We start from the raw sequence: 25874 nt of genomic DNA on the forward strand, positions 1-25874 counted from the left end.
TTCGTTGATTTGATTTAGACCTAAGAAGGCTAAGCGCACAAAGGCCGCTTGTTTTCAAAGAAGGTTATTCCCTCTTTAAAAACAAGCGGCCTTAAAGCTATATCTATGCCGGCTTCAAAGTCCTCAGCAACTCCTCCATGCCGGATAAATTTAGCGGGCGGCTATAATAATATCCTTGAATTAAATCACAGCCATTGCCACTCAGGAAATCAAACTGCTCCTTCGTCTCTACGCCCTCGACCAGTACTGTCAGACCAAAAGACTTCCCAAGCTGAATGATGGAACGCAAAAGAGAATTATCCTGTTCCGAGCCTGGCGTGTTCTCAATAAAGGCCTTGTCGATTTTGAGAATATCAATTGGAAGTGTCTTGAGATAGTGGATCGAAGAGTACCCTGTGCCAAAGTCATCGATCGAAATGGAAATGCCTCGACTCTTCAGCTTGTTCAGCTTATCCTTTATTACTACAGGATCATTAAAGATCGTCTCTGTAACCTCTAACTCAAGAAATTCCGGGCTAAGCCCTGTAATCTCAAGCGCTCGTTCTACAGTATGAATGAACTGGGGATGCTTGATTTGAACAGCCGATACGTTCACCGAAACTGGAAATGGCGTATAGCCTGCATCCTGCCAAGCTTTTGCCTGCCGACAAGCCTCCTCCAGAACCCACTGTCCAAGCGGTATAATAAATCCGTTCTCTTCAGCAAGCGGGATGAACTCCATCGGAGACACCAGGCCATGCACAGGATCATACCACCTCACCAGCGCCTCGGCACCGATAAGCTTCTGGGAAGAAGCCATAATTTTCGGCTGAAAGTGAAGCTCAAATTCTCCTTTGTCCAGAGCAACCGGAAGCCTCTTCTCAATACGCATCCGGTCTAGCAGGCGATCCATCAGAGAATATTCGAAGAGAAGCGGTTGCCCGAGCCCCTCCGACTTTGCCTGCTTCATTGCTAATTCCGCATGTTTAAGAAGTAAAGCCCCTGTCTCCCCGTGTTCTGGATAGATACTTACACCCAGGCTGAAGCTTACGTGAATTTCCTCGCCACCTAGATTATAAGGCTCTCTCAAAGAATCGGACAGCATGGCTGCCGTCTGAAGCTCTGAAGAGTTCTTAGGATCTGATAGCAAAAGAATAAAATCATCAGCAAAGCTGCGGCACAGCTGTGTATCAGGTCCCAAGACTCTCTTCATCCGCTCAGCAATCTCGATCAGCAGCCTGTCACCTGTATCCTCGCCATAGCTCTCATTGATGTAACGGAAACGGTTCACATTTACCCGAATGACTGCACACCGACTGCCTAAGGATAGCTTTTGCTCCAGTTCACTCCGGAAATGAGCCAAGCTTAAGAGGCCTGTAACAGGGTCATAGGTAGATAGATGAGCGATCTGGCTTCGGACTTCCTTCTTCTCCTCTACATCCTTCGTCACATCGAATTGGAGTCCAATAAAGAACTGCAGACGTCCATCCGAAGCATAGATCGGGCTCATTATAAGCTGGTTCCAGAAATAGCTGCCGTCTTTTTTATAATTCTTAATCGTTATCGTGGTGGCCTGCTGTTCTTTCACAGATCTTCTAATGGTCTCAAGATGCTCCTGATCGGTTTCTGCTCCTTGTAGGAAACGGCAATTTTTGAGCAGCACTTCTTCGGAGGTGTAACCAGTTATTGCAGTGAATCCTTGGTTCACATACACAACCGGATTATCCTTCAAATTAGGGTCCGTAATGACAACACCGACCCCCATATGATCAATGGCCTGCCACAGACTATTTGAATCAATAACTGCTTTCAGGTCTTTCGTATTTAGTGGTTTGTTCATGCCGTTTCCCCTTTATTAAGCAGCTTTGATCAAGATCAAAGCTGCCGTTTGTGTACTTGCTGGCCCTAGCAGCCCGCTTGCTCTCTAAGTTGTTCTATTGTGTGTAAAGGAACGGAGCGGTTGCCGATTTCCCCATGAAAAACCATCCCTTGACGAATACCATGGTAATCTGAGCCGCCTGTCGGGATAAGCTCCAAGCGTTCAGCCCATTGTAAGTATTTCGCTTCCTGGTCTGGGGAATGGTCCGAATGATACGCTTCAATGCCTGCCCAAGGATGCTCCTGTAAAATCTCCAGCATCAGCGCATCGTTGCCGTAAATTCCAGGATGGGCCAGAACGGGAGCGCCTCCCGATTCGCGAATCCAACTTACTGCCTCGCCTGGAGTAATTTTGGGCAGCGTGGCATACGCCGAAGCTCCTTCAGCCAAATATTTGTCAAAGGCATCCCGAAGATCCTTCGCCCGCCCCTTTCGCACTAAAGCATCGGCTATATGAGGACGGCCGATGCTCTCATCCTCTTGAAGAGGTCTCCCAAGCCCTGCTATGACTTCATCCATCACCAAGGAGATTCCCAGCTTATTCAAATTGGCCAAGATCATTTCATTTCTTCGATCCCGCAATGAACGGAGCTCCTGCAGACGGTGCAGCAGCTGCTCGTCCTGTGTATTTATATAATAGCCCAGCACATGAATATCCTGTCCCATTTGACTGGTGCTGATTTCCACGCCGGGAACTACTGCAATCCCCAGTTCCCTTCCGGCCTTCAGTGCCTCAGCGACGCCGGCTACGGTATCATGGTCTGTAATAGCAATTCCGGACAGTCCCATGTCCTTGGCAAGCTTGACATTCTCGCTGGGTAAGTTCATTCCGTCCGACGCTTGTGTATGTGTGTGCAGATCGCAGCGACCTTGCTTCGATGTCATCCTTGCTTCCTCGCTTTCCGCTTATATGCAGATCAAAGGATGTTCCCTTCACTATTACCATATCATGCCTCTTCTAATAAGAAAACAGACATGTCCTTGCTTTTATTCATTCCACACAAAAAAGCATGCGTGGAGCTTTCCCGCATGCTGCTCTGGATGAGCTACCTCCGTTTACGGCTGTTCTTCATCAGGGTTGTTCTTCGGGAGTGGCGCAGCCAAGAGTAATAAGACTTCAGATCCCTGAGTTCCATCGTCTCCGACATTTTACCAAGAAAGGTAACCACAATCATTTTATATAGAGGATAACCCTCAAGGTCTGTTTCGCCCGGAAGCTCAGCAAATTCAGCTACCATAACTATATCTCCATCAATAAGATAAACATCCTGTTCATTTCGATAGTATGGAGCAACTCGGCCCTGTTTGAGACATTCCCAAAGCATTGAGGCAATCGCGTCAAAGTGACTATTCCCAGGCCCTATTCTGTCGTTATAGCGAAGTATCGCATGATTTGTAATGACGATATCCGCAATCTTCCGCTCTCCTAACGCTATGAAAAAGGGCTCATATGTACTCCATCGCTTTGTCACCTTATCTCTCAAGCGGCATCCTCTCCATTAGTTAGGTCTAATTAACTACAAACTAAGCATTTTTACCTATTATCATATATCATAACCGATCTATCCACAAGTTGCCAACTGTAACTTGATCATAGATTCATATAAATGTTTACAAAGAAAGGGAAGAGCCGCATGAATGCTGCTCTTCCCTTCCACTTCGCATGATTACATCCCGTAGAATTGGGTTTTGTCCGGCTCGTTCTTGCTGTATTCTGTCTTAATCTCGTTGCGGTAAGATCTCTCAATTTTGCGCACATAAGACAGCTTACGGACATTCTTCATGATATCCTCAGCTCGATCCGCATTAACATACATCACAACATAATGCATCCGCCGGGACAGGTAATGCACACTACCGTATTTATCCAAGTTTCTGGCTGCTTTAAGGTCACTGACCCAAATAATATAGCCTGTACGTTCTGGAAACAAAGTCATGGTCTTCCCCGCTCTCTATCGCCGAAGGGCGCCCTTCTAATCAGGCCCCCCTCCTAAGCTCAATATGCAGATTAACCTCCGCAGCCGCACTTGCCGCCACTAGCACATCCGCCTTTGCCATGGGTTTCATTCCCCGGCACTTTAATACTTGATGATACCGAGTAAGCAATCATCTCGGACATTTGATGCAGAAGCTCATCCAGCTCCTGCTCCGCGATCTTGAAGCGGCGGACAGCTTCGTGCTGTTCAAGCTCCTTCTCCACCTCGGCCACTTTGTCTTTAGCTGCATGGTAATCGGGATGAAAGTGTCCGAACCGCTGAGTCTCTTCGAACAGCTCCTTCTTAGATTCCAGCTTCTTGATCAGCGCCTGAATGGCTTCATCCTGATTGATCAGGCGCTTCCAATATAAATATTCCGCTACACATACGGATTGGTTGATCATATCGCCCAATTCATAGGCGTATATCAGCATCTGGGCCATATCGACCGTCTTCAACTCGGATACGCTCATGAAATTCAACTCGATTCTATTAAGTTTGCAAACACAGACGTCAGTCTAAACCGACGTTTATATCATATCATAAACCTTTCCGGCGCGAAAAGGGAGTTTGGTCCGCTTTATTTCAATTATCACCTCTAAATCTCAGGCAGCAAGATCTGCAGGGCTTCCCATTCCGAAGGAGCCCACTCGGCCACCTGCAAGCTGGCAACATCCAGCTTCTCCTCACTGTCCAGCAAAACCTGGACTTTCCACTCCGCTCCATCTGTAAGGAGGAGCGTCGGTCTCCCTATGGAGGGGCAAGACTCCCCAAGTTTAAACCTTACTTTTGTCTTCCACTCCATAGCTTGACGCAGCAGCTCTCTGGCAGTCGACGTGTGATACCCGCGAAGCTCCTTCGTCCAGCTCAGCGGAACGTTTCGTATTCCAGGAAAGAGCTCTTCCTTCCAGCCATTCGACTCGGCTGCTATTACATCCTCCCGAGAAGGTCTGGAAGAAATTTTTAGAGATTGGAGACCCTCTGACTTCTGTTGCTCTATGCCTGAAAAAGTCGGCACCTGATGTCCCCCATGGGTACAATTGCACTCAGCATCCGCTTCTTTAGCCCACTCCATAATCGAGAGTTCTACGTTTACTGGGAGCTGAGCGGCAGCATGCTTCTTTAAAAATGCCATGATTTCAGTAGCTGTTCGTCCATAGCAAATGATCGCTTCTTGCAGAGCTTCCCGAGTGAGACGATAGGTTGTCATATTGTCGAAATGGACGTACTCAGTTACAATTTCAAGCTCCCAACGAACACTCCAAGCCACATCGGGCGGAATCAAAATTTCAAAATCCGGCTGAATATAAAAACGGCCATCCAACACTGCCGGGACTAAATCAGCCGAAGGCTTCGGCTTGCGAATCCATCTAAAAGCTTGTCCTCCTTCTCCTGTCAATCCGAGCGCAAGCCACCCGCAGCCGCAAAGCATGCGGAGCCAGCCATGCAGCCAATGCTTATGTGCTGCCCGCACCGCACCGCAAGGCCCTAATTCCTTCTCCAGCCTATGTATAAAACTCTCTACTTCGTACCAGGCCCCTTCTTGAATATTAGGAGCCAGGATGGCAGCAGCCAAATGTCGAAGCTTCGTATCCGCTGGAGGATACACAAAGAGCATTTTAACCAGCAGCTGCTCCTCCATCTCTGTCCATGAGCAGCGCAGCCAAGCTTCAAGCCCTGCGGGAAGCACCTGCCATTGCAGCGGTCCCCTGCCAGCCAGCCCGAGTGTATTTGCAAGGTATAGGATCATCTCTGCCGGGGAAGAAGGCAGCTTAATGTTCAGCGGGTCCTGTGCGAACTCCAGCAAGTCCTCGTCGCTGAGAACAATCTCCTTACGAAGCTGCTGAATTGCTTTTTGCCGAATCCCCCCCTTGGAGGTAAGTGGTAATCCCCCTTTGGCGATAAAGCTCAGCGCGCGGAAAATATCAAGAGCAAGACCGGGCCTGCTCTCAGTTCGCAAGGAGACTTCCTGATCCTCTAATGGAACTATTCCTGGAAGCGGTCGGCTCTGCTTAATCTCCAAAAAAGTCATGAATGGGAGGCAGTAGCGCTTCTCCTCATAATCTTTGCTTACTACGCTAACTTGTCCTTGTCTCTCCAACAGGTATAGCCCTGCACGAAGCTCCGCTCCGCTCAGCCCGGAATCGGCAGTTTCCTCCAGCTGTTCCAAAAAGAACGGCTCAAATGCAAAACGCTGATAAATCCGGTTCAAAGTAAGGACTGCCCAAGGCCGCTGGCTTTTTCCATTCATCCCTCAGCCACCTCGTCTTCAGACAGAGACAGGGTACTCGCTTCCTGCTCTGCGTATTCAATGCTGTACTCATAACCACGTTCAAGCAAAAATAACTGACGATGCTCAGCGTAATCTCTTTCCTTAGAGCTATCCGTTACCAGAGTATAAAAATGTGCTTCGTTCCTTCCCTGCTTCGGCCTTAAAATTCTACCCAGCCGCTGGGCTTCCTCTTGCCTGGAGCCGAAGCTGCCCGACACCTCTATGGCAACGGATGCATCCGGCAGATCCACCGCAAAATTGGCCACCTTGGATACAATCAGTACGGGGATGGCCCCTTCACGGAATCGGGTATAAAGCATAGCCCTCTCTTCCTGTGAGGTCTGCCCGGTAAGTACAGGAACTCCTAAGCCTATAGAAAGCGCCTTAAGCTGGCTAACATATTGGCCAATAATCAAAATTTGCTGGCCGCTATGCTGCTTTAATAGACGGCTTACCTCAGCCAGCTTCGCAGGGTTCTCTGCCGCTAGGCGGGTTTTGCTTCGCTCATCTGCATAGTAGTACTTCTCCCGAAGCGAAGGATTCATCGGAACACGTATTTCAGTGCACTTCACCCGAGCAATCCACCCTTGACTTTCAAGGTCCTTCCATGGTAAATCGCAGCACTTTGGACCAATTAGAGAGAAGACATCCTGCTCTCGACCGTCTTCACGGACAAGGGTAGCCGTTAGGCCAAGCCTGCGGGTGGCCTGAATATCCGCCGTCGCTCGGAAGACCGGTGCTGGCAGCAGGTGTACTTCATCATAAATAATCAGCCCCCAATCCCGGCTGTTCAGAAGGGGAAGGTGATGGAACCCCTCGTCTTTACGGGAACGGTGAGTGAGCATTTGATAAGTGGAGACGGTCACAGGAAGCACTTGTTTCCTTTCCCCGGAATATTCGCCGATCAGCTCTTCATCAAGGGATGTCTTATCCAGTATCTCTTGAATCCATTGACGGACGGATGTGACGTTAGATGTAAGGATTAAAGTTTCACATTGAAGCTCGGCTATGCTTCCAAGGCCAATGACAGTCTTGCCTGCTCCACAAGGCATAACCATAACTCCGCTGCCTCCTGGATTTTTCGATTCTCCAATAAAGCTGCGGATGCTGTCGCTCTGATAGTCTCTTAAACCAAACGGGGTTCCTTTCCGTGTTGTAGTCCGAAGAGACAGCTTAAGTGAAGACCCGCTATGATAGCCTGCCTTGTCCAACACCGGGTACCCGAGCCGGGTGAGCTCCATCTTAAGGATCCCCCTGTATTCTCCCGCTATCTCGGCAGTGCTTGGATCAAGGCGGCGCCAACCATAGTTGCGAAGAACTTTGAAGCCTCCGATTTCGTCAAGAATTTGCGGATCAGAGGCCTTAAGCTCCAGGCAGCCCTTACCAGCAGCCGATGCATAGAGAACAAGCCTGCCATACCTGGACATCCAGAGAGAAATATGATCTTTCACCTGAAGCGGAATATCCCAGCGTGAAACCTGCTGCAGTCTCAGAATCACCTCCTGGGCATTCACGCCTGCAGCCGCCGCGTTCCATAGTGATAATGGAGTTATACGGTACGTATGAAAAGATGCAGGACTTTTCACAAGCTCTGCAAATCCGGAAATCCTATCTCTTGCTTCTTCAAAGGACGGGTGAGCTGTTTCTAGCAATAAAGTGAGGTCATTCTGTACAATGCAGGCGCCATGCTCATTCATTCAACATCACCTTTTTTATTCTTTTTATGTAGTTTTTTACATCTGTGATATATAAAAAGATGACCTTGGAAAGGCCTCCCTTTTTTTAAGACTAAGCCTCTCCTATGGTCATCATGGCATTTGATATCCGAATCATACTCCAAAAATATAACGATTAGTGAACCTGCTCGGAAATTTGGCTAAGCGCCTCACCGGCTTCATCTGAGAAAATATTACGCACAGCCATGTCTCCGATCGAAACAATGCCGATCAGCTTCTTGCCCTCTGTCACGGGAAGACGGCGAATTTGCTGCTCGGCCATCAGCTCGGAAGCCTCATCAATCGTCATATCCACACTTGCTGTGCGAATTCCTTGCGTCATAACCTCAGCTACTTCAGTAGATCCAGGTTTCTTCTCCGCAATCCCGCGAACCACTAGGTCACGGTCGGTAATTACACCAATGAGCGTAGAACCATCCTGATCTACAACAGGAATAAAACCCGTATCATGCTGCTTCATCTTCACAGCTGCTTCATAAATATTATCCTTGCGGTTTACTGTAACTACATCCTCAGTCATAATTTGGCTGACCTTCATAATGACATCCCTCCCTCGGGAAATAAGCTTCCCCGAAAGCCCGCTTCTCATTCACAGATGACAGTTACAAATCCGACATAAAGGATTCCGTGAGCGAAATAAGCAGCCCAGCTGCATTCAGTATTGCATTCTCGTCAAAATCGAACATAGGATGATGGTGCGGGTACACCACTCCTTTGTCCGAGTTGCCCGCCCCTACCAGCACAAAACAGCCGGGAACCTTTTGCAGGTAATACGCAAAATCCTCTGCAGGCATAATAGGCTGGGTCAGCTCAGGAGAAAGGCTGGGCACCTCAGCACAAACCTGGAAGAACCGCTCTGTCTCTCCAGGATGGTTCATAAGCGTTGGATAGCCAAGCACATATTGAACCGTAGCCTCTGCGCCGTATGCCTTCCCGGTATGCTCCACAAGCTCTGATATACGCTCCCTGATCAGCACGCGCGTCTCTTCACGAAAACAGCGCACGGTTCCTGACAGGCGGCACCGTTCTGCAATCACGTTCTGAACGGTTCCTCCCTGGATGGCACCAATGGTGACCACAGCCGGATCCAGCGGATTTACCGAGCGGCTGACAACGCTCTGTAGCTGCATAACGAGTGAAGCTCCGGCAACTACACTATCCACGGCATTATGAGGCATTCCTCCATGCCCGCCGCGACCATGAATGTCTACGAAGAATTCGTCTGTTGAGGCCATAAGCGGTCCCGGGGCACTGGCCGCCTTTCCTACAGAAATTGGTGTCCACAAATGCACGCCGTATATGACGTCTACCCCATCAAGCGCGCCTCCTTCTATCATACCAACAGCCCCGCCGGGACAGACCTCCTCTGCGGGCTGAAACAGAAACCGGACCTCTCCGTGAAGCTCACTCCGCCGAGACGCAAAATACTCAGCCACAGCAAGCAAGGTTGCCGTATGACCATCATGCCCACAGGCGTGCATCACGCCAGGTACGGTCGATGCATATGCACAGGACTTCTCATCCTGAATGGGCAGTGCATCCATGTCCGCCCGCAGCGCAACCGTTTTCCCCGGAAGCTCGCCTTGAATTGAAGCGACAATGCCATGCCCGCCAACGTTCATTCTATATGGAATTCCTGCCTGACTTAGAATTTCAGCGACATAGGCCGCGGTTTGCCCCTCATGAAAGGACAGCTCAGGGTGCTGATGCAAATAACGGCGGCGCGTAACCATGAGCGGATGCCGGCTTTTGAGCTCTTCCCAATCCATACCTGGTTCCCCTCTCTAGCTATCTATAATTATCTCTACTATACAAAATTGTACCAAAACCTGTTTGCCCGGTACACTCAAGGCTCCAAATATATTTATTTATGCTTCAAGCCAAGCGGCTAGCAAAGCTTGCACAAGCCCTACAAACATACTATCATGAGAAGTAAAACCGTAGGCAGTAAGTTGGATTTTTAAGGAGGATGTTCACACCATGAATGCTTATCCCAAGGGTTTGAACAAATTGGACAGCGTCATTCCTACCGGGAATGAGGCTGCAGAACGGCTATGAAAGAGAAAAGCACCCCTGCCAAGCGGGGAACACCGGATTTTCAATTACTCATTCTAACCCTGATTCTTGTCGGATTTGGATTGTTGATGGTTTTTAGTGCCAGCTCCAGCATCGCGGTGGTCAACGAGAATTATGGCTATGATTCTATGTATTTTGTTAAGAAACAAATTTTCGGTGCTGTGATTGGATTGTTTGGCATGTTCGTCACCATGAATATCCCGTATTTCAAATACAAGAAGTTGTTCGTACCTGCATTTTTGGTAACAATTATTTTGCTGATGCTGGTCCCTTATTTCGGGGTTGAGCTCAATGCAGCCCGAAGCTGGTTCAAAATTGGCGGCTTCTCCTTTCAGCCCACCGAACTTGCCAAGATCACCATCATCTTGTACTTGTCCGCTCTCATCGCCAAAAAGGGAGAACGGTTCCGTGATTTAAGAAACGGCTATATCCCTGTCATGATGATCGTTGGCTTTGTTGCCGGCCTCATCATGCTCCAGCCCGATTTGGGTTCCTGTATGATTCTGGTCATGACAGCAGGACTGATCATCTTTGCCGGCGGCGCGAATCTGAAGCATATTATGGGCTCGCTCGGCTTGCTCATTCTTGGTGCCAGCCTTGTGCTTGGAGCTCAAGCGCTCATTAGTGCCCTACATTCAGACGGAAGCAGCGGAACAAGCTACCAGGCCGGACGTTTTCAGGCCTATCTTAACCCGTGGGCAGATCCCCAGCATCGCGGTTATAACCTAATCCAATCGCTTACAGCCATAGGGAATGGCGGAGCGACAGGCGTCGGCTTTGGTCAAAGCATCCAAAAATTGCACTATTTGCCTAATGCTTATAACGATTTCATATTCTCTGTCATCGGTGAAGAATTTGGCTTTATTGGAACGCTGCTGTTTCTGCTCGTATATGTTTATTTCATCTGGCGGGGCCTCATCATCGCCCTTCGTTGTCCCGACATATTCGGCACCTTAGTCGGTGTAGGCATCATGGGCCTTATCGCCATTCAGGCCTTCATCAATATTGGCGGTGTTACCCGGACTATCCCGATTACCGGGGTCACACTTCCTTTTATCAGCTACGGTGGTTCTTCACTGCTGATTACGATGGCTTCAATGGGAATCATGCTGAGTATCTCGCGTGCTTCCTCCATGCCGGCCAAGAAGGAAGTAACAAAATCCGTAGTTGTCAAGCAATCTACATCCGTCACACCAATGACAAGCCGTGGTAGAAGATTCGGCCGTTAAAAATTTCACACTACACCAAAAAAGACTGCGGTCCCTTATGGGATCGCAGTCTTTTTTGAATTTGTGGCAACTTAAGGTTTATGTAACTCAGGATCTAAGGCGGATACCTTATACCTCGTCGTTTTTGAAGGCAACGCTCTCGACTTTAACATTCACCTCAACTACTTTGAGGCCTGTCATGCTCTCTACAGCTTCCCGTACATTTTGTTGAAGCATCCTAGACACTTCATGGATCGGGGTCTCATACAGCACTATGATTCTCAAATCAATCGCCGCTTCGAGCTGCCCAACCTCCACTGTAACACCTTTCTGTACGTTCTTGCCGCTGAGCCGTTTAGCCCAGCCCTCCGACAAGCCGCCGGACATCGCTGCGATGCCTGGCGTCTCAAGTGCCGCCATTCCCGCAATTTTGGCAACGACATCATCGGCAATCCGAATCATGCCCATATCAAGTTGCAGCTGCTCGGTCATGGTTATTCCTCCCACAGTTCTGCAGATCTATCGTCTGCACAAAACTCATTTATTTCAATTGTATAGCCAAAGGAGCAGGAAAGCAAATATAGACAAAGCTCTAATTTTGCGTTTAAAATCTTATTCGGATTGGGTATATTGAATTTGTATTGTTTATACGGTATTTCAATATTCCGGATTTATTCATTCGCAACTCACTTAAGAAGGGACAGAGGTGTTTTATTTTGAAGAAAATTGGTTTCCCCGCAGTACTGCTTATTTTTTTCGCACTTAGCGCGATCGGGCATTATGCAGAATGGAACTATACGCTCCAGTTCGTCATCTCGGCCGTCGCGGTCATCTTCATGGCTGGATTCCTCGGAAAAGCCACGGAAAGCGTAGCTCACTATGCCGGTCAGCGTTTAGGCGGATTTCTAAATGCAACCTTCGGTAATGCCGCCGAATTAATTATCGGTATTTTACTTGTCAAGGAAGGTCACTTTGACATGGTTAAGGCGAGCATTACCGGTTCGATTATCGGGAACCTGCTGCTTGTTCTGGGCTTAAGCCTGTTAGCCGGCGGACTAAAGTACAAAATCCAGAACTTTAATGTAACTCTGGCAGGCCTCAATGGCTCCTTAATGATCTTGGCTATTATCGCCCTGTTTGTACCGGCCATTTTCTTACATAATCATGCTCTTCATAATGAGGACAAGAATTTGCTCAGTCTGATCGTTGCCGGCATCCTCATCGTAGCATATCTGCTGTGGCTGATCTTCTCCATGATCACCCATAAAAATTATTTAGCCGATGTTACTGAGAACACCGAAGAAGAGCTCCCGAATGACCATGAACCAGCATGGTCCAAGGGGCAATCTATTCTCTACCTTGTGATCGCAACAGTTATGGTTGCCTTCGTCAGTGAATGGCTTGTTCACACGCTTGATCCTATTACAGAGAAGTTTGGCCTTACTGAACTATTCGTCGGCGCGTTTGTCGTTGCTATTGTCGGCAACGCTGCTGAACACTCCGCGGCGATCATGCTTGCGATGAAGAATAAGATTGGCGCCGCCGTAGAGATCGCCGTTGGCAGCTCACTGCAGATCGCTCTGTTCGTAGCACCGGTACTGATCTTTGTCAGTCATTTGTTCAGCCAGCCAATGGACATCTTCTTCACGGTGATTGAGATTGCAGCCATCGGCGTCTCTGTCTTCATCGCGAAATCCATCACACAAGACGGTTCAACCAACTGGTATGAAGGCCTGCTGCTGCTTGCCGTATATGGCATTCTCGGGGTCTCCTTCTACCTGGTTTGATTCCTGACCATTAACCGAATCCGAATTGAATGCAATCGAGTAGGAGGCTATTCATTAGATGAGTAGCCGACCTCTCACACCACCGTACGTACCGTTCGGTATACGGCGGTTCAACCGCATAAGTGCAATTTACGTAAACGCTCGTATTGCGCAGGAAAGTCATAATATCCTGCCTGTACGAGCTTTTTGTTTGTTATGGAACGAGACAACACTGGACTTCCGGCGATGCGCCAGTACCCGAGACGGGAATTGCCCCACTGGTAAGCCTGCCATTCCGGTATCCCCAGCTTCCGCAGGTTTTGTACTTTTGTTCGCGGCTTTTTCCACTGTTTCCAGATGTACATCCGCAGTCGTCTTCGCAACCATTCGCTCCAGCTTTGCAGGATCCGTTTCATGTCGGCCACATAGTAGTAACCAATCCATCCCCGAATGTAGACTTTTACCTTTTCCATGACTTGGCGAACATTTCTGCCCTGGCTGCGACTTGTGAGTTCTTTCAACTTCTTCTTCGCTTTTGCGAGGGATTGTCCATGGGCACGGATATACATGCCGTTCTTGTTCTTTCCCAGGGCAAAGCCGAGAAATTTGAAGTGCTTTCGAGCCACTACGCTACCGACCTTACTTTTCTGCGTATTGATCTGGAGTCTCAGTTTGGTCTCCAGGTACTTTCCGCAGGATTCCAGTAGCCGCACCGCTGCCCGTTTGCTTTTGGCAAGCACCACAATATCGTCCGCATAGCGGATGACGTTCACTCCGCGGCCTTTCATCTCTTGGTCAAATTCGTTCAGGTAGATGTTCGCCAGAAGCGGCGACAGGGGGCCTCCCTGAGGGGAGCCTTCTTCTGTTTTGCAGTGCACCCCGTTCTCCATAACCCCACTTTTCAGGTATCTCTTAATCAGTTCGGTTACGCGTCTGTCCTGAATTTGTTTGCGCAAAAGATGCATAAGCAGCTCATGATTCAGCGTGTCGAAGTATTTGGAGAGGTCGATTTCTACTGCGTAGCCGTATCCCTGTTCTGCATAGTCTTTCACCTTGCGAATGGCCTGTTGTGCGCTCCGACCGGGGCGGTAGCCATAGCTTCCCTCCGAGAAGAGCGGCTCGAACAGGGGCTGGAGCTGCTGGGCGACTGCCTGCTGAATCACTCGGTCTACGACCGTGGGTATGCCAAGCTTCCGTACTCCGCTTCCATCTGCTTTGGGAATTTCCTTGCGCCGTACTGGGCTGGGCTTGTATCTGCCTTCCCGGATCTTTTGCAACAGCTCGTCTCTATGTTCCTGCAGCCAGGGTAGCGCGTCTTCTACGGTCATTCCGTCGATTCCTGGCGCTCCATGGTTGCGTTTGACCTGTTTGTAGGCTCTGTTCAGATTGTCTCTGTCCAGAATCTGCTCCAGCAGGTCTGTTGCACCGCCTCTTTCTTTACGTTCCCGAGTGCCGGCGCTCCGCACTCCCGCATGCTCTTCGCGTTCCACGCTATCCCTTTGCAGGTAGCCCTTTCGGTATTCTGCTTTCATCGCGTCAGCTCTCCTTTCGGTATGTACTCGAGACTTACGATTGTTCGGCCCTTCCCCGAAAAAAAAAAAAACCTTCCGGGTACTATGGCCTCTGCTGACTTCTCACAGCAAGCTTTACTCCGTCTTTCGGTTTTTTTTCCTACTTGTCGTCTGTGAGACCTCCCCGGGTAAGAGCGATAACCTTCCCCTCATCTATCTGCCACATTTACACCATGGGATTCGGGCAGTATTGGACTTTGCTTTGTAGTGCAAGCTCGTCCGTCCCATGATGCCTTCTATGTGATTTCTGTTCGTCAGACCGAGGGTTTGCCTCCGGCTTCCTTCAGATTCCGCCTCGCGGCGGACACCCTTGCCTTCAGCTAACAGTTCCTACTGCCAAGCCTGTAGCGGACTTTCACCGCCGAGTTATCGCCCATGCCGGGCGCACACAAAAGAACAAGGGCCGGGAGAATATTCTCCCGGCCCTTGTTCTAGCAATCTCTTACATTCTATGTATGCCCACCAATTGGCAGGCTACTCTTTGTTGTTTAAAGCTTCATAGAGAAGAGCGAGGTTCCGTTCCAATTTGCTCAGGATTTGCTTTCCGACCAATTCATCGACCAGCCCCGCTCTTACGGCAAAATCCACTTCCTTGGAGAACCCAAACATTTGAGTATCCAATACTTCCTCATAGAGAGGGCAATAACGGGTCGCCAGGTTCTCCATCTGTACTTCAATTAACTTCTCTATTTTATCGGCATCTTCCTGAAGAAGACTCAACGCTTTTAAATTCAGCTGCTCTTGCAAATCAGATAAAGTCATGCATCTTCCCCCTCTCTCTGTTGACTAAAGGTTCACCCATCTAACTTTAATATTAGTCGAAATTGAAGAGCAATACAAGGACTCCTTTGAAACAGTCGTCCTAAAAAAGCCAGCCTATATATGAAAAATCACCCTCTCCGGCTAAGAAAGGGTGACCCTGCTTGATTTATTCAGATACAACTTCAACCTTCAGGTTGTGCTTAGCAAACACCTCGACCAGCGCTTTCTTAGCTTCCTCTGCATCCGGGCCATGAACATGAAGCTCATAGCTATGACTGGATACAAGTGTTGTAAACAGGCCAAGAATGCTTTTTACATCGATGTACTTATTGTCAGCTTGCAGCACAATGGAAGAAGAGAATTTACCTGCAGTTTGGGCAATTTCCACAACCGCCTCATTGTTGGTGGCCATATAGATCCCTCCGTCTTTTGCTTTGGCATAGTATAATTATACTATACATTGAATCCGCTTTCTCGGCAAGGAAATTTCACCTTGAGGGCTGTTTGCTTCCTACTTCAAATTCTCTGGATTCAAGGCTTCAAGCTCAGGAAGCACGAAGATGCCATCCTTTCGAATAAGACGATCATCAAAATATATCTCCCCGCCGCCATACTCAGGACGCTGAATCAACACAAGATCCCAGTGGATAGAGGAACGGTTTCCGTTATCTGCGATTTCGTATGCTTGGCCTGGAGTAAAATGCAGGCTTCCCGCGATCTTCTCATCAAACAACGTGTCCTTCATAGGATGCAAAATATAAGGGTTAAAGCCGATGGCAAATTCGCCAATATAGCGTGCTCCCTCATCAGAATTCAGAATCTCATTAATTCGTTCATTATCATTGCTGGTCGCTTCAACAATACGGCCGTTCTCAAAACGGAAGCTTACATTCTCGAAAGTTATTCCGTTATAAAGGGAAGCCGCATTATAGCTGATTGTGCCATTTACAGAGTCGCGGATAGGAGCCGTATAAACTTCGCCATCCGGAATATTGCATTCACCAGAGCACTTGATGGCATCAATTCCCTTAATGGAGAACTGCAAATCCGTGCCTGGTCCAACAATCCGAACTTTATCAGTGCGCTTCATTAAGGCAGCAAGAGCGTCCTGCGCACGATCCATCTTCGCATAGTCCAAATTGCAGACATCAAAATAGAAATCTTCAAATGCCTCAGTGCTCATGTTCGCCAGTTGAGCCATGCTCGCATTCGGATAGCGCAGCACAACCCATTTGGTGTGCTTGACACGCTGTTCACTATGTACGGGATGGTTGTATAGAGTGTTGTAGAGCCTCATTTTTTCTTCAGGGACATCAGCAAGATCATTGACATTCTCACCTGCACGAATGCCAATATAGCAGTGCATCTTCTTCATCCGATTCAAATCAATATCCGCCCAAGTTTTAATCTGCTCTTCCGTCGCATTCATCAGCATTGCGCGCTGTGTTGTCTTGTCTGTAAGTTGGACGAACGGATTTCCACCATGTTTCGCAACCTCTTCTACAATCGCATTGATCAAATCGCGCTCAGAGCCGATCATTTCTACCAGCACATTTTCTCCAGGCTGCACTTTAACCGAATAGCCCACAAGGTTTTGTGCTAATTTTTGAATCCTAGGATCCTTCATTTCTGTCTTCCTCCCAACCTTTATGAATCGATTACTATTGTAGCATGGCAAAAAGTTAAAGTCAGCTAAACCTGAAGAATGCCCGGCTATTTATAGCCTGTAAACCGCGAATCGTTCCAAAGCGACTCCATACGCCGCGTTCCCTTTCTATCCAAATAACGAATTTGGGTGCTCGAAGTCAGACGGATGGGAAGACCACTTTTCCGGTCAATGGTTAAATGATACAAACTCTGGACTTGAGCTGTATCCAGCATGGAGTTCATCTCCGCCTGGCTCTTTTTCCAAACCTCAACGCCCTTAGCTTGATAGGAAGCACGCTCGATTAGCGGAAGCTGCTTAAGTCCGAGCTCCCACTCTTGTCTTAAGTCCGCCATCTCCCCGGTAAGCAAATCCCTCAAATAGCTCGATTCGTCTGCCGGATCGGTTTGAATTCTAAGCACACGGGTGCCCCGTGCCGCTCCCTTCTCCAAAGTGACCTGCTTCTTCATGACATGAAGCTTCTCTAATTCAGCCAGCGGGTGAAGCCGCGCTATAGATTGAGCCAGCCCAGGAAGGTTTTTCACCGTTTCAGCACCGCCCTTTACGGACCAAGTAGTGCCTGTCAACTTCATCTCAAGCGGCTTGAATTGTTGCGTGCGAAGCGTCCTATCTGCGGCTTTAAGCACCTTCTCCTGACTGGCAAGTTTGGCCTTCAAGGTGAGCGATGTATGATTCTTTAATTCCCCAGTGTAAGCAAAGGCCTCAGGCTGAGCATTTTCCCCCTCCACCATCAAAGCTGCTTCTCCGCGGAACTTGAGCGTATCGCTTCCGGCAAGCCCAGCCCATGTCAGCTCGAACCACTGCTGCGGAGTCTTCCCTACCGTACAACTTGCAGTTAACAATACCCCGCACGAAGCAAATAAGCATAGTACCAACCGCCATAACCGCACATGCTTCACCCCTTCAAAGAAAGTTAATGATAAACCTTTAGTTGTAGGCTATCCCGTGAAAAGCAGGATATGCGTTATGAAGTTGTAGGCAAAAAAAGACATCCTGTCACAGGATGTCTTCACGCTCATATAATTTGGAAATCCCTGTACCATCTTCATCTAAATCTGCAACCTCAACACGGTTTCTTCCGCCATTCTTGGCCCGGTATAGAGCCATATCAGCTCGATAAAATAAGGCCTCCACACTGATTTTGGCATCCGTGCTTGTCCAATCTGCTACGCCGCAGGAGACTGAAACTTGCGGTTTCGTGTTCATATAGATGCTTTCCCGTATCATCTCGGCCACCAGTGCGCCTTCCTCAGCTCGCATCCCCGGCAAATAAACAGCAAGCTCTTCTCCTCCCCACCGGGCGGCAATATCTTTGTCCCGGATCGTGGATCTAACTATATCACACACTTGCCTAAGAACGCGGTCCCCGCTTTGGTGCCCAAAGGTGTCGTTAACCTGTTTGAAATAGTCAATATCTACAATAATCAAGGTGCCAGATTCATCCTGCTTCTGAAGCCCCTGAACAACATCATCCAAATAATGGCGTGCATAAAGCCCTGTCAGCATATCTCGGTCGGCCATCAGCTGCACCTCAGCATGAAGTGAGGCATTGGCAACAGCCAGACCAATATGGCTCGCAAGCACCTGAAGAAGCTTATAGTTATCATATGAAAAATAATGGGCATTTCGATGGGCAAGCATAATGGTACCATTCACTTCTCCGCGAATAAAAACAGGTGCCGCGATCAGCGATCTAGCCCCAGTCACGTCCATCATCTTGGACTTAACCTTGCCGTATTTTTTGTAGTCGGACAATATGACCGGCTCCCGGGTGGAGAGAACTAACCCGCAAAAGCCGTAATCACTTGGAAAGGGCTCCTCATTCAGCGCAGGCACATTGGATGCCATAATCTTGAATTGATCCCTCTCCCGGTCCAGCTGAGACAAGCAGCAATATTCTGCTTTAAAAATGTGAATCAGCTCATCGGTCGTAAATTTGAATACCTCTTCCAGCCGCAAGCTACGATTAATTTGCTGCGCAAGCTCGTTAATCAAGCGCAGCTCATGAATCAGCAGATTGGATTGTTCATATAATCTGGCATTCTCAAACGCCGTCCCCGCCGTGTCTGCTAGAATATTAATGAGCTGAAGATCAATATCATCCGCTGCCTCCTTAGAGACGGTAAGGAGAAGCACCCCGTATGCCCCCTGCTTACCTACCAGAGGCACAGCGACCTCCAGAATGGGCCCGTCCTCTCCCAGAACCTCCTCTTTAAGCAGAGTAGCCTCCATAAAGGCTCTTACCGACAGCTTGTCACTGCTGTTCTTCCCTTCGAAGCGAAGCGATCTGATCCTGGAATCACGGCTAGGGTGATCCTGAGACATAAGCAGTTCTATATTAGCCTTTGGATAAAGCTCTGTCATAATATCAAACACTTCTGTCAGAACGGCATCAACATTAATCTTGTCGTGCAGCCGCTGTACCGCCCGAAATAGAGCGGCCCTTCGCTTGGCTTCACGATTGGCCTGCTTGCGGAGAATGAGCAAATCCACTACAAATAAATTCTCCAATGCTCGGTAGAAGCAGGAACGAAAAAACTTAGACTGCGCGGTAAACAAATTAAGGCTGTCGATACTGCTAAGGCCAACACAGACAAGTGCCGCGAAAATCTCACAGCTTCGCTTGGTCCGCACAGGAACGGCTACAGCTCCAACCCCTTCATATTCAGCTGTAGAAACAGCGCCTCGAGCCAAAGCAAGCTCTACAGCACGCTTGGCCGCCTTGACCTTATCATTCAGGCCAGGCACGGTTCCTTCCACCAGCTCTCCGGTATGGTCTGTAACAAACCACTCGCTTTCTTCCAGATCTTCGATCGGAAGAGCATCGGAAGCCCAAACGGAAAAGCCTGACTTCAGCAGCGGCTCTAGATAAGGAAAATCGTAATTGGTAATATCCAGTTCCTCCAGCCAGGAATTTGGAGCAGTAACAGGGTCCAGACTGCCGGAATTCGATGAAAGCGATACTGTTTGTTTATGCACCCCTGGATATTCACGAGGATATTCTGCCATAAGAAGCTCCTTAATAACGCCCTGTTCCGGCGGCGTAAATGTTCTTGCTCGAAAGGTAAATATTAAAAAAGCCATATGAATTTAACTTTCAATGGCTCCTCATCTCCTATATTCTACTATTTCCATGATCATTTTGCATTAACTATGAGTAAGAAACCGTGATTTTTTTAGTGCAAAAGCCCTATCGACAAAATATTACTTTTTCATTTATGGTTCGCCGCCTTGACTTTTAGTGGGGTTTTCATATAATATTTATTGTTGAAAAAGACTGGATAGAGTCTTTCCCAGGGCGTAATATTGTGTCACCCTCACGGAGTCGTAACTGACGTTGACAGCGGCTGAACTTTCATGTCAGTAGAGCGGAGCTTTCTATCCATCCGCCCATCATAACGGCATCCGGCGCAAAGTGTAGCCCCAAACTTAAATTTCTTTATAAAAGGAGTCTACCTATACAATGGCACGTTACACTGGTCCTAAATTTAAACTCAGCCGCCGCCTGGGCATTTCCCTGAGCGGTACTGGCAAAGAATTGAAGCGTCCGTTCCCTCCGGGACAACACGGACCGAACCAACGGAGAAAAATCAGCAACTACGGTATGCAGCTGCAAGAGAAACAAAAGCTTCGTCACATGTACGGCTTGGGTGAGAAGCAATTCCGCACCCTGTTCTCTAGAGCTCACAAAATGGCCGGTATTGCTGGTGAGAACTTCATGTTCTTGCTCGAAAGCCGTCTGGACAACCTCGTTTACCGTCTGGGATTCGCTAACTCCCGTGCAGGCGCACGTCAATTGGTATCCCACGGTCACGTAACAGTTAACGGTAAGAAAGTAGACGTTGCTTCCTACCTCGTTAACCCTGGCGATGTAATCGGTCTGCGTGAAAGAAGCCGCGGCTTGACTTCCGTTAAGGAAGCTCTGGAGAACCGCACGCATCTTCCAGCTTACCTGGAGTACAACGAGAATGCTGTAGAAGGCAAGTACATCCGTCTTCCTGAGCGTGCTGAGCTTTCTCAAGATATCGACGAGAAGCAAATCGTCGAATTCTACAACCGTTAATCTTCAAGAAGATAATCCCGGCTGCCCCTGGCAACCGGGATTTTTCTTATGCTCTGCCCCCTTCACGTTAGACAATTCGAAGCTTTGCGAATTTTCGCTTGCCCACTTGAACGATGTCCCCGTTAGAGACTGTTATCGCTGTGTTATAATCTTCAACCTTCTTCTCATTGAGCTTCATAGCTCCCTGCTGAATACTTCGTCTTGCTTCGCTGTTAGATGATGCAAAACCTAATAATGCAAGAAGCTTGATGGGATGAATACGCCCACTCTCAAGTTCAGAGAAGTGGATGTTCTTCTCTTCCACTTCCACCGGAAGAGACCGCTGCTGAAATACAGTAATAAAATGCTCCTGGGCAGCTTCAGCCGCATTCAGACCATGATACATCCGCACAAGGGTGTAAGCCAGCTTCATTTTCACATTACGGGGATGCAGTGTTCCTGTCTCTAGCCCTTCCTCAAGAAGAGTTAGCTCTTCATTAGACAAATCCGTAACCAGCATAAAGTACTTCGTCATTTGCTCATCCGGAATAGACATCGCCTTGCCGTAAATCTCATTGGGCGCTTCATCGATGCCAATGTAGTTCCCCAAGCTTTTGCTCATTTTCTTGACGCCATCCAATCCCTTAAGCAAAGGCGTCATCATCACAACCTGTGGCTCTAACGCGTATTCTTTCTGCAGGGTACGCCCCATGAGCAGATTGAATTTCTGATCCGTCCCGCCAAGCTCCACATCGCTTTGCAAGACCACCGAATCCATCCCCTGCATTAGCGGATAAAAGAACTCATGAATGCTGATCGGCGCCCCACTCTGGTATCGCTTTGTAAAATCATCCCGTTCCAGCATACGAGCCACAGTGACCTTGGCAGCCAGCTTAACTACATCCGAGAAGGTCATCGGAGACAACCATTCCGAATTAAAGAGAACCTGTGTTTTCTCGGGATCAAGAATTTTAAAAATCTGCTGCCGGTAGGTCTCGGCATTACGAAGCACATCCTCTTCCGTAAGCTCCTTTCGCGTCTCTGATTTGCCCGTAGGATCGCCAATTCGGCCCGTAAAATCACCGATGATTAGCTGAACCTGATGTCCGAGCTCCTGAAATTGACGGAGCTTCTGCATCACTACCGTGTGTCCAATGTGAATATCAGGTGCTGAAGGGTCGAGCCCCAGCTTAACCTTTAGAGGCACGCCGCTAATTACGGATTTCATGACTTTACGCTCTAGCGCCTCTTCCGGTACAATCTCCACAACACCTCTGGCCAGACACTTTAGCTGCCTCTTCACTTCCTCTGCTTGAGCATGGGTTAATTCCTTCCCATCCATCTCTTCTTAACCTCCCTATCGCGCTTAAATATCAACAAACACAAAAAGGCTCCTTCTCATCCCAAGGGACGAGAAGGAGCACCCGCGTTACCACCCTAGTTAAAACCGCATGAGCTAAAACAAACTTTAGCCTTACGGTTTTCACCTCATTCTTATAACGGCCACCCGATGCGAACTACTGACGAGCCTCACAGGCCTCATGTTCATCCGCACAGCTCCAGACGGTAATTCAAAGGGGGCCGCTCCTCGGTTCGCACCATCCACCGTTTCTCTGCACAGCCGGTAATCCACCTTCTACTAAGTCCTTCTAAGCTTTTTGCATATTTAGCTTTAAAGATCTTTATAACATAATCAGATAATAAAAACAATACAGGTGAGCACGGACTTTGGCCCTAATCCATCCTTACCAGGTCAAAAGTCCAGTTCAAACTGATATTTTTATGCTATAATGTTGCTGTTATAAAGGAGGATGCCCATGGCACTAAAGAAAGAAAAGAATCCGGACAAGCAATCCCTTGGATCCGCACGCAAGGGTCGGCGGGTATGGAAGGTCCTACTGTGGCTGTTCGTGCTCGGTTTAGCCGGAATCTTATTTGTCGGCGGCGCCGTCTTTGGATATGTCTCTGCCATCGTAAAGGATGATCCGGTACGGTCAAGAACAGCCATTGAGGAGCAAATCAGTAACAGTAATGTTACTGGATTTGTATACTTCCGTGACGGTACGCCAATCGGGCAGCTGCTTTCGGAAGGAGACCGAAGGCCGGTCGATTACAAAGAAATACCTTCAATTGTAATTGATGCAGTGCTCGCCATTGAAGATAACCATTTCTACGAACACATAGGCGTGGATATGAAGGGAACTCTGCGGGCCGTAAAGGAGCGGCTGCTCAATGAGAGTGTACAGACTGGGGGCAGTACGCTTACCCAGCAGCTGGCTAGACGCGTCTTTCTGAATTTGGACCGGACCGACAACCGGAAGGTTAAAGAGATGCTGCTTGCACTCAGATTAGAGCGCTTCCTTTCCAAGGAAGAAATCATCACTGCCTATTTGAACAAAGTTCCCTTCGGGAACGGTTCAAGCGGATACAATGTATATGGCATTAAAGCGGCAGCCCGCGGCATTTTTGGGATCACAGACCTCAAGAAGCTAAACATTGCAGAATGTGCCTATTTGGCAGGTCTACCCCAGCTGCCTTCAGCTTACTCTGCGTTTAACGGTAAAGGTAACTTTAACGAAGACGCCTTTAAGCGGGCCATTAAGCGCCAGCAGCTTGTTCTTCAGCGGATGCTGGAGGAGAATAAGATCACACAGGCTCAGTACGAGGAGGCTCTTGCCTTTGACATTAAAGGGGCTCTTGCTCCTAAGGCCAAGAAGGCTTACGAGAATTACCCGTATTTAATGTTTGAGACGGAACGCCAAGGTGCTCAGATCATCGCTATGCTGAACAATCCAACACTGAAGAAGAGCGACTTGTCCAAAAAGGAGAACAGTCAGCTGCTTCAGGACGCCAGACAACAGCTGATGACCGGAGGATACCAGATCTATACAACCATCGACAAGAAGGTTTATGCAGCAATGCATAAAGTATCCGATAATCCCGACAACTTCTCTCCTACCAGTAAGGCGAAAGGTCTGGAACAGGTAGCAGGCATCATGATCGACCATAAGACTGGCGCTATTCTGGGCATGATTGAAGGCCGTGATTTCTATACCGAAGAAATGAATTATGCCACCCAGATGGTACGTCAGCCCGGCTCAACCATGAAGCCAATTGCCGCTTATCTGCCTGCACTTGAAGAAGGCTTGATTCAGCCAGCAAGCATCATTGATGATTCGCCTGTCATTCTCAGAAACTATCATATTCCTGTCAACTCTTCCGGCGGCTATAAGGGCCTTGTCACTGCGCGTACAGCGCTGAATGAGTCCCGTAATATTCCGGCTCTCAAGCTGTTTAATGATAAGGTTGGTATCGAGAAAGCTTGGGCATTCGCGAAGAAGCTTGGAATCACAACGATTCAGGACGAGGATTATCAGGCACAGACCGGGGTTCTCGGAGGGCTTCGCTATGGAGTCACTGTCGAAGAGCTCACCAATGCCTACGGTTCAATTGCGAATGCAGGCGTATTTAATGACTCCTATATGATCGAGAAGATTGTGGATCCTAAGGGAAATGTAGTTTATCAGCACACCCCAGAGCCTAAACGGGTATTTTCGAAGCAAACGGCTTATTTAATGACCGATATGCTTCGTACCGTAATTTCCGAGTCAGGTTCTACCGGACATTCCATCGCATCCGACTTCAAGAAGTACGGGCAAATTCCGGCGGTTGGGAAGACTGGAACTACGCAGAATTATGCGGACGTATGGTTTGAAGGTTACACTCCGGATGTAACGCTTGGCATATGGATCGGATATACAGAGCAGGTAAATACACTGACCAGTGATGGAAAAAAACGCGCCCGCAAAATCTGGGCCAAAGTGATGAACGAAGTTACGTCAAGCGTGCCTGAGCGCTTTACAACAACCAGCTTCAAGAAACCGGATGGTATTGTTAAGAAGACGGTTTCCGGATTCAGCGGCCTGCTGCCTACTGCTCTCACACAACAAGCTGGCAAACTGAATACCGATATTTTTAATGTTAAATATGTTCCAACTAAATCGGATAATGTGCTGGTTCGTGCCAAATACGTCACATATAACGGGGTCAACTACATTCCGCGAGAAGGGACTCCTAATGACATGGTTCGCGAAAAGATCGTTATGCGCAGGGATAAGCCCATCAAGGAGCTGATAGACGACTTGCAGAAGGCCTTCTCGAAGATGAGGGGCGGACACCGGGATATTAGCTATTATATTCCGAGAGATGCGAGAGAAGATGCGCCTACCAAGGTTGATCCTCGTCAGGATGACGGGCAGGCCCCTTCCTCGCCTTCCAATGTGTCCATTTCAGCTAGCGGAGGTAAAGCAACGATCTCCTTTGCCAAGAATGGCGAGAAGGATGTTGTTGGTTACAGACTTTATCGCTCTGTCAACGGCAGTGCCTTTAAGCACACCGAGTCTCTTCTCACTGGAGAAGGAACGAAATTCGGAGTATCCTCCGCATCAGGGAGTGGTTATTCCTACTATGTAACTGCGGTGGATGTAGCGGGGAAGGAATCCGCACCAAGTGCTGTCGTATCCGTCGACGGTTCAGGAACCAGCGCAGCTCCTGGAACACCTGACAGCAAGGATCCAACGGGTTCAGGCGCCTCCTTGGGCGACAGCACAGCTCCTTCGACCCCTGAGGGGTTACACGGGAAGCTAAGCGATACCGGGGTCGTCCTGACTTGGAGCAGCAATGCTTCTGATGAGATGATTACAGGCTATAACATTTACTTCTCCAGTAATGATGGCAATTACACACTGGTGGGAACCTCAAGAACTCCGAAGTACGAATATTCAGCAGCAACAATTAGCGGGTATTTCCGGGTTTCTGCCGTAAGTGCATTAGGCGAGTCAGGCCTCTCGCCCTCAATAAGAGTTGAAAAGAGTTAATGAGAAAGGCGCCGAAATAAAATTCGGCGCCTTTCTTATCGTCTCTAGCACTATACTACAGGCCT

The 25874-nt window shown here is 48.5% G+C and carries 21 protein-coding genes and 1 other annotated feature; of the genes, 4 read left to right on the top strand and 17 right to left on the bottom strand.

Annotated elements, in window-relative coordinates; genetic code table 11:
* Positions 1 to 103: 103 nt before the first annotated feature.
* The 9 genes from DCC85_RS13690 to DCC85_RS13730 form a co-directional block, all read right to left on the bottom strand.
* Positions 104 to 1819 (bottom strand): putative bifunctional diguanylate cyclase/phosphodiesterase, encoded by a 1716-nt coding sequence (locus DCC85_RS13690; RefSeq protein ID WP_108466102.1) that lies wholly within the window; start codon positions 1817 to 1819, stop codon positions 104 to 106.
* A 65-nt stretch (positions 1820 to 1884) separates the two neighbouring features.
* On the bottom strand, positions 1885 to 2742 hold the full coding sequence (locus DCC85_RS13695) for a PHP domain-containing protein (RefSeq protein ID WP_108466103.1): 858 nt from the start codon (positions 2740 to 2742) through the stop codon (positions 1885 to 1887).
* 161 nt (positions 2743 to 2903) lie between these two features.
* Positions 2904 to 3341 (bottom strand): hypothetical protein, encoded by a 438-nt coding sequence (locus DCC85_RS13700; protein ID WP_108466104.1) that lies wholly within the window; start codon positions 3339 to 3341, stop codon positions 2904 to 2906.
* Positions 3342 to 3524: 183 nt separating this feature from the next.
* On the bottom strand, positions 3525 to 3788 hold the full coding sequence (locus DCC85_RS13705) for a YlbG family protein (RefSeq protein WP_108466105.1): 264 nt from the start codon (positions 3786 to 3788) through the stop codon (positions 3525 to 3527).
* Between the two features lie 77 nt (positions 3789 to 3865).
* Positions 3866 to 4306, bottom strand: a complete 441-nt coding sequence (locus tag DCC85_RS13710; RefSeq protein WP_108466106.1) for a YlbF/YmcA family competence regulator — start codon at positions 4304 to 4306, stop codon at positions 3866 to 3868.
* A gap of 125 nt (positions 4307 to 4431) precedes the next feature.
* Positions 4432 to 6084 (bottom strand): helicase-associated domain-containing protein, encoded by a 1653-nt coding sequence (locus tag DCC85_RS13715; RefSeq protein ID WP_108466107.1) that lies wholly within the window; start codon positions 6082 to 6084, stop codon positions 4432 to 4434.
* Complete coding sequence (locus DCC85_RS13720; protein ID WP_108466108.1) at positions 6081 to 7802, bottom strand: DNA repair helicase XPB; 1722 nt, start codon at positions 7800 to 7802, stop codon at positions 6081 to 6083. The genes DCC85_RS13715 and DCC85_RS13720 overlap by 4 nt, the downstream gene beginning before the upstream one ends.
* A gap of 154 nt (positions 7803 to 7956) precedes the next feature.
* Entirely contained in the window at positions 7957 to 8430 is a 474-nt protein-coding gene (locus tag DCC85_RS13725) for a CBS domain-containing protein (protein WP_108466109.1), read from the bottom strand.
* Positions 8431 to 8443: 13 nt separating this feature from the next.
* Positions 8444 to 9610, bottom strand: coding sequence for a M20 metallopeptidase family protein (locus tag DCC85_RS13730; protein ID WP_108466110.1), 1167 nt, complete (start codon positions 9608 to 9610; stop codon positions 8444 to 8446).
* A 285-nt stretch (positions 9611 to 9895) separates the two neighbouring features.
* Here DCC85_RS13730 and ftsW point away from each other — a divergent pair, with 285 nt between their 5' ends.
* Positions 9896 to 11146, top strand: a complete 1251-nt coding sequence (gene ftsW, locus DCC85_RS13735) for a putative lipid II flippase FtsW (RefSeq protein WP_108466111.1) — start codon at positions 9896 to 9898, stop codon at positions 11144 to 11146.
* A gap of 108 nt (positions 11147 to 11254) precedes the next feature.
* Here ftsW and DCC85_RS13740 read toward each other — a convergent pair whose 3' ends face one another.
* Positions 11255 to 11617: an Asp23/Gls24 family envelope stress response protein gene (locus DCC85_RS13740; RefSeq protein ID WP_108466112.1), complete on the bottom strand. Its 363-nt coding sequence runs from the start codon at positions 11615 to 11617 to the stop codon at positions 11255 to 11257.
* Between the two features lie 224 nt (positions 11618 to 11841).
* Here DCC85_RS13740 and cax point away from each other — a divergent pair, with 224 nt between their 5' ends.
* Positions 11842 to 12912: a calcium/proton exchanger gene (cax, locus tag DCC85_RS13745; protein ID WP_108466113.1), complete on the top strand. Its 1071-nt coding sequence runs from the start codon at positions 11842 to 11844 to the stop codon at positions 12910 to 12912.
* A 110-nt stretch (positions 12913 to 13022) separates the two neighbouring features.
* Here the strand turns inward: cax and ltrA are convergent, their stop codons facing one another.
* The 6 genes from ltrA to DCC85_RS13775 all read right to left on the bottom strand — a co-directional run bounded on the left by ltrA (position 13023) and on the right by DCC85_RS13775 (position 19974).
* Complete coding sequence (gene ltrA / locus DCC85_RS13750; protein WP_108463800.1) at positions 13023 to 14423, bottom strand: group II intron reverse transcriptase/maturase; 1401 nt, start codon at positions 14421 to 14423, stop codon at positions 13023 to 13025.
* 513 nt (positions 14424 to 14936) lie between these two features.
* Positions 14937 to 15224: an Fpa/YlaN family protein gene (locus DCC85_RS13755; RefSeq protein ID WP_108466114.1), complete on the bottom strand. Its 288-nt coding sequence runs from the start codon at positions 15222 to 15224 to the stop codon at positions 14937 to 14939.
* Positions 15225 to 15390: 166 nt separating this feature from the next.
* Complete coding sequence (locus DCC85_RS13760) at positions 15391 to 15636, bottom strand: HPr family phosphocarrier protein (RefSeq protein ID WP_108466115.1); 246 nt, start codon at positions 15634 to 15636, stop codon at positions 15391 to 15393.
* 99 nt (positions 15637 to 15735) lie between these two features.
* Entirely contained in the window at positions 15736 to 16851 is a 1116-nt protein-coding gene (locus DCC85_RS13765) for an aminopeptidase (RefSeq protein ID WP_108466116.1), read from the bottom strand.
* An 86-nt stretch (positions 16852 to 16937) separates the two neighbouring features.
* Positions 16938 to 17732: a hypothetical protein gene (locus DCC85_RS13770; protein ID WP_159081877.1), complete on the bottom strand. Its 795-nt coding sequence runs from the start codon at positions 17730 to 17732 to the stop codon at positions 16938 to 16940.
* Between the two features lie 154 nt (positions 17733 to 17886).
* Positions 17887 to 19974 carry a sensor domain-containing diguanylate cyclase gene (locus DCC85_RS13775; RefSeq protein WP_234414168.1) on the bottom strand — a complete coding sequence of 696 codons (2088 nt, stop codon included), beginning with the start codon at positions 19972 to 19974 and terminating at the stop codon, positions 17887 to 17889.
* Between the two features lie 379 nt (positions 19975 to 20353).
* On the opposite strand from DCC85_RS13775, the gene rpsD reads away from it, so the two are divergent.
* Positions 20354 to 20953, top strand: coding sequence for a 30S ribosomal protein S4 (rpsD, locus tag DCC85_RS13780; protein WP_108466118.1), 600 nt, complete (start codon positions 20354 to 20356; stop codon positions 20951 to 20953).
* A gap of 67 nt (positions 20954 to 21020) precedes the next feature.
* On the opposite strand, the gene tyrS is transcribed toward rpsD, so the two are convergent.
* Positions 21021 to 22274, bottom strand: coding sequence for a tyrosine--tRNA ligase (gene tyrS / locus DCC85_RS13785; RefSeq protein WP_108466119.1), 1254 nt, complete (start codon positions 22272 to 22274; stop codon positions 21021 to 21023).
* Between the two features lie 61 nt (positions 22275 to 22335).
* Positions 22336 to 22593 (bottom strand) — a binding site (T-box leader).
* Positions 22594 to 22749: 156 nt separating this feature from the next.
* Between tyrS and DCC85_RS13790 the strand changes: the two genes are divergently transcribed.
* On the top strand, positions 22750 to 25809 hold the full coding sequence (locus DCC85_RS13790) for a transglycosylase domain-containing protein (RefSeq protein ID WP_108466120.1): 3060 nt from the start codon (positions 22750 to 22752) through the stop codon (positions 25807 to 25809).
* The last annotated feature ends 65 nt before the right edge of the window (positions 25810 to 25874 follow it).

The sequence above is a fragment of the Paenibacillus sp. CAA11 genome, from assembly GCF_003060825.1.
Lineage (GTDB): Bacteria > Bacillota > Bacilli > Paenibacillales > Paenibacillaceae > Fontibacillus.

Bases quoted from the DNA above. Each gene is read 5' to 3' on its own strand.
- DCC85_RS13720 (WP_108466108.1), bottom strand. From the start codon at position 7,802: ATGAATGAGCATGGCGCCTGCATTGTACAGAATGACCTCACTTTATTG.
- DCC85_RS13715 (WP_108466107.1), bottom strand. From the start codon at position 6,084: ATGAATGGAAAAAGCCAGCGGCCTTGGGCAGTCCTTACTTTGAACCGG.
- DCC85_RS13755 (WP_108466114.1), bottom strand. From the start codon at position 15,224: ATGACTTTATCTGATTTGCAAGAGCAGCTGAATTTAAAAGCGTTGAGT.
- DCC85_RS13690 (WP_108466102.1), bottom strand. From the start codon at position 1,819: ATGAACAAACCACTAAATACGAAAGACCTGAAAGCAGTTATTGATTCA.
- ltrA (WP_108463800.1), bottom strand. From the start codon at position 14,423: ATGAAAGCAGAATACCGAAAGGGCTACCTGCAAAGGGATAGCGTGGAA.
- DCC85_RS13740 (WP_108466112.1), bottom strand. From the start codon at position 11,617: ATGACCGAGCAGCTGCAACTTGATATGGGCATGATTCGGATTGCCGAT.
- DCC85_RS13790 (WP_108466120.1), top strand. From the start codon at position 22,750: ATGGCACTAAAGAAAGAAAAGAATCCGGACAAGCAATCCCTTGGATCC.
- DCC85_RS13775 (WP_234414168.1), bottom strand. From the start codon at position 19,974: ATGGCTTTTTTAATATTTACCTTTCGAGCAAGAACATTTACGCCGCCG.
- DCC85_RS13710 (WP_108466106.1), bottom strand. From the start codon at position 4,306: ATGAGCGTATCCGAGTTGAAGACGGTCGATATGGCCCAGATGCTGATA.
- DCC85_RS13695 (WP_108466103.1), bottom strand. From the start codon at position 2,742: ATGACATCGAAGCAAGGTCGCTGCGATCTGCACACACATACACAAGCG.
- DCC85_RS13725 (WP_108466109.1), bottom strand. From the start codon at position 8,430: ATGAGAAGCGGGCTTTCGGGGAAGCTTATTTCCCGAGGGAGGGATGTC.
- DCC85_RS13760 (WP_108466115.1), bottom strand. From the start codon at position 15,636: ATGGCCACCAACAATGAGGCGGTTGTGGAAATTGCCCAAACTGCAGGT.
- rpsD (WP_108466118.1), top strand. From the start codon at position 20,354: ATGGCACGTTACACTGGTCCTAAATTTAAACTCAGCCGCCGCCTGGGC.
- DCC85_RS13765 (WP_108466116.1), bottom strand. From the start codon at position 16,851: ATGAAGGATCCTAGGATTCAAAAATTAGCACAAAACCTTGTGGGCTAT.
- DCC85_RS13730 (WP_108466110.1), bottom strand. From the start codon at position 9,610: ATGGATTGGGAAGAGCTCAAAAGCCGGCATCCGCTCATGGTTACGCGC.
- ftsW (WP_108466111.1), top strand. From the start codon at position 9,896: ATGAAAGAGAAAAGCACCCCTGCCAAGCGGGGAACACCGGATTTTCAA.
- tyrS (WP_108466119.1), bottom strand. From the start codon at position 22,274: ATGGATGGGAAGGAATTAACCCATGCTCAAGCAGAGGAAGTGAAGAGG.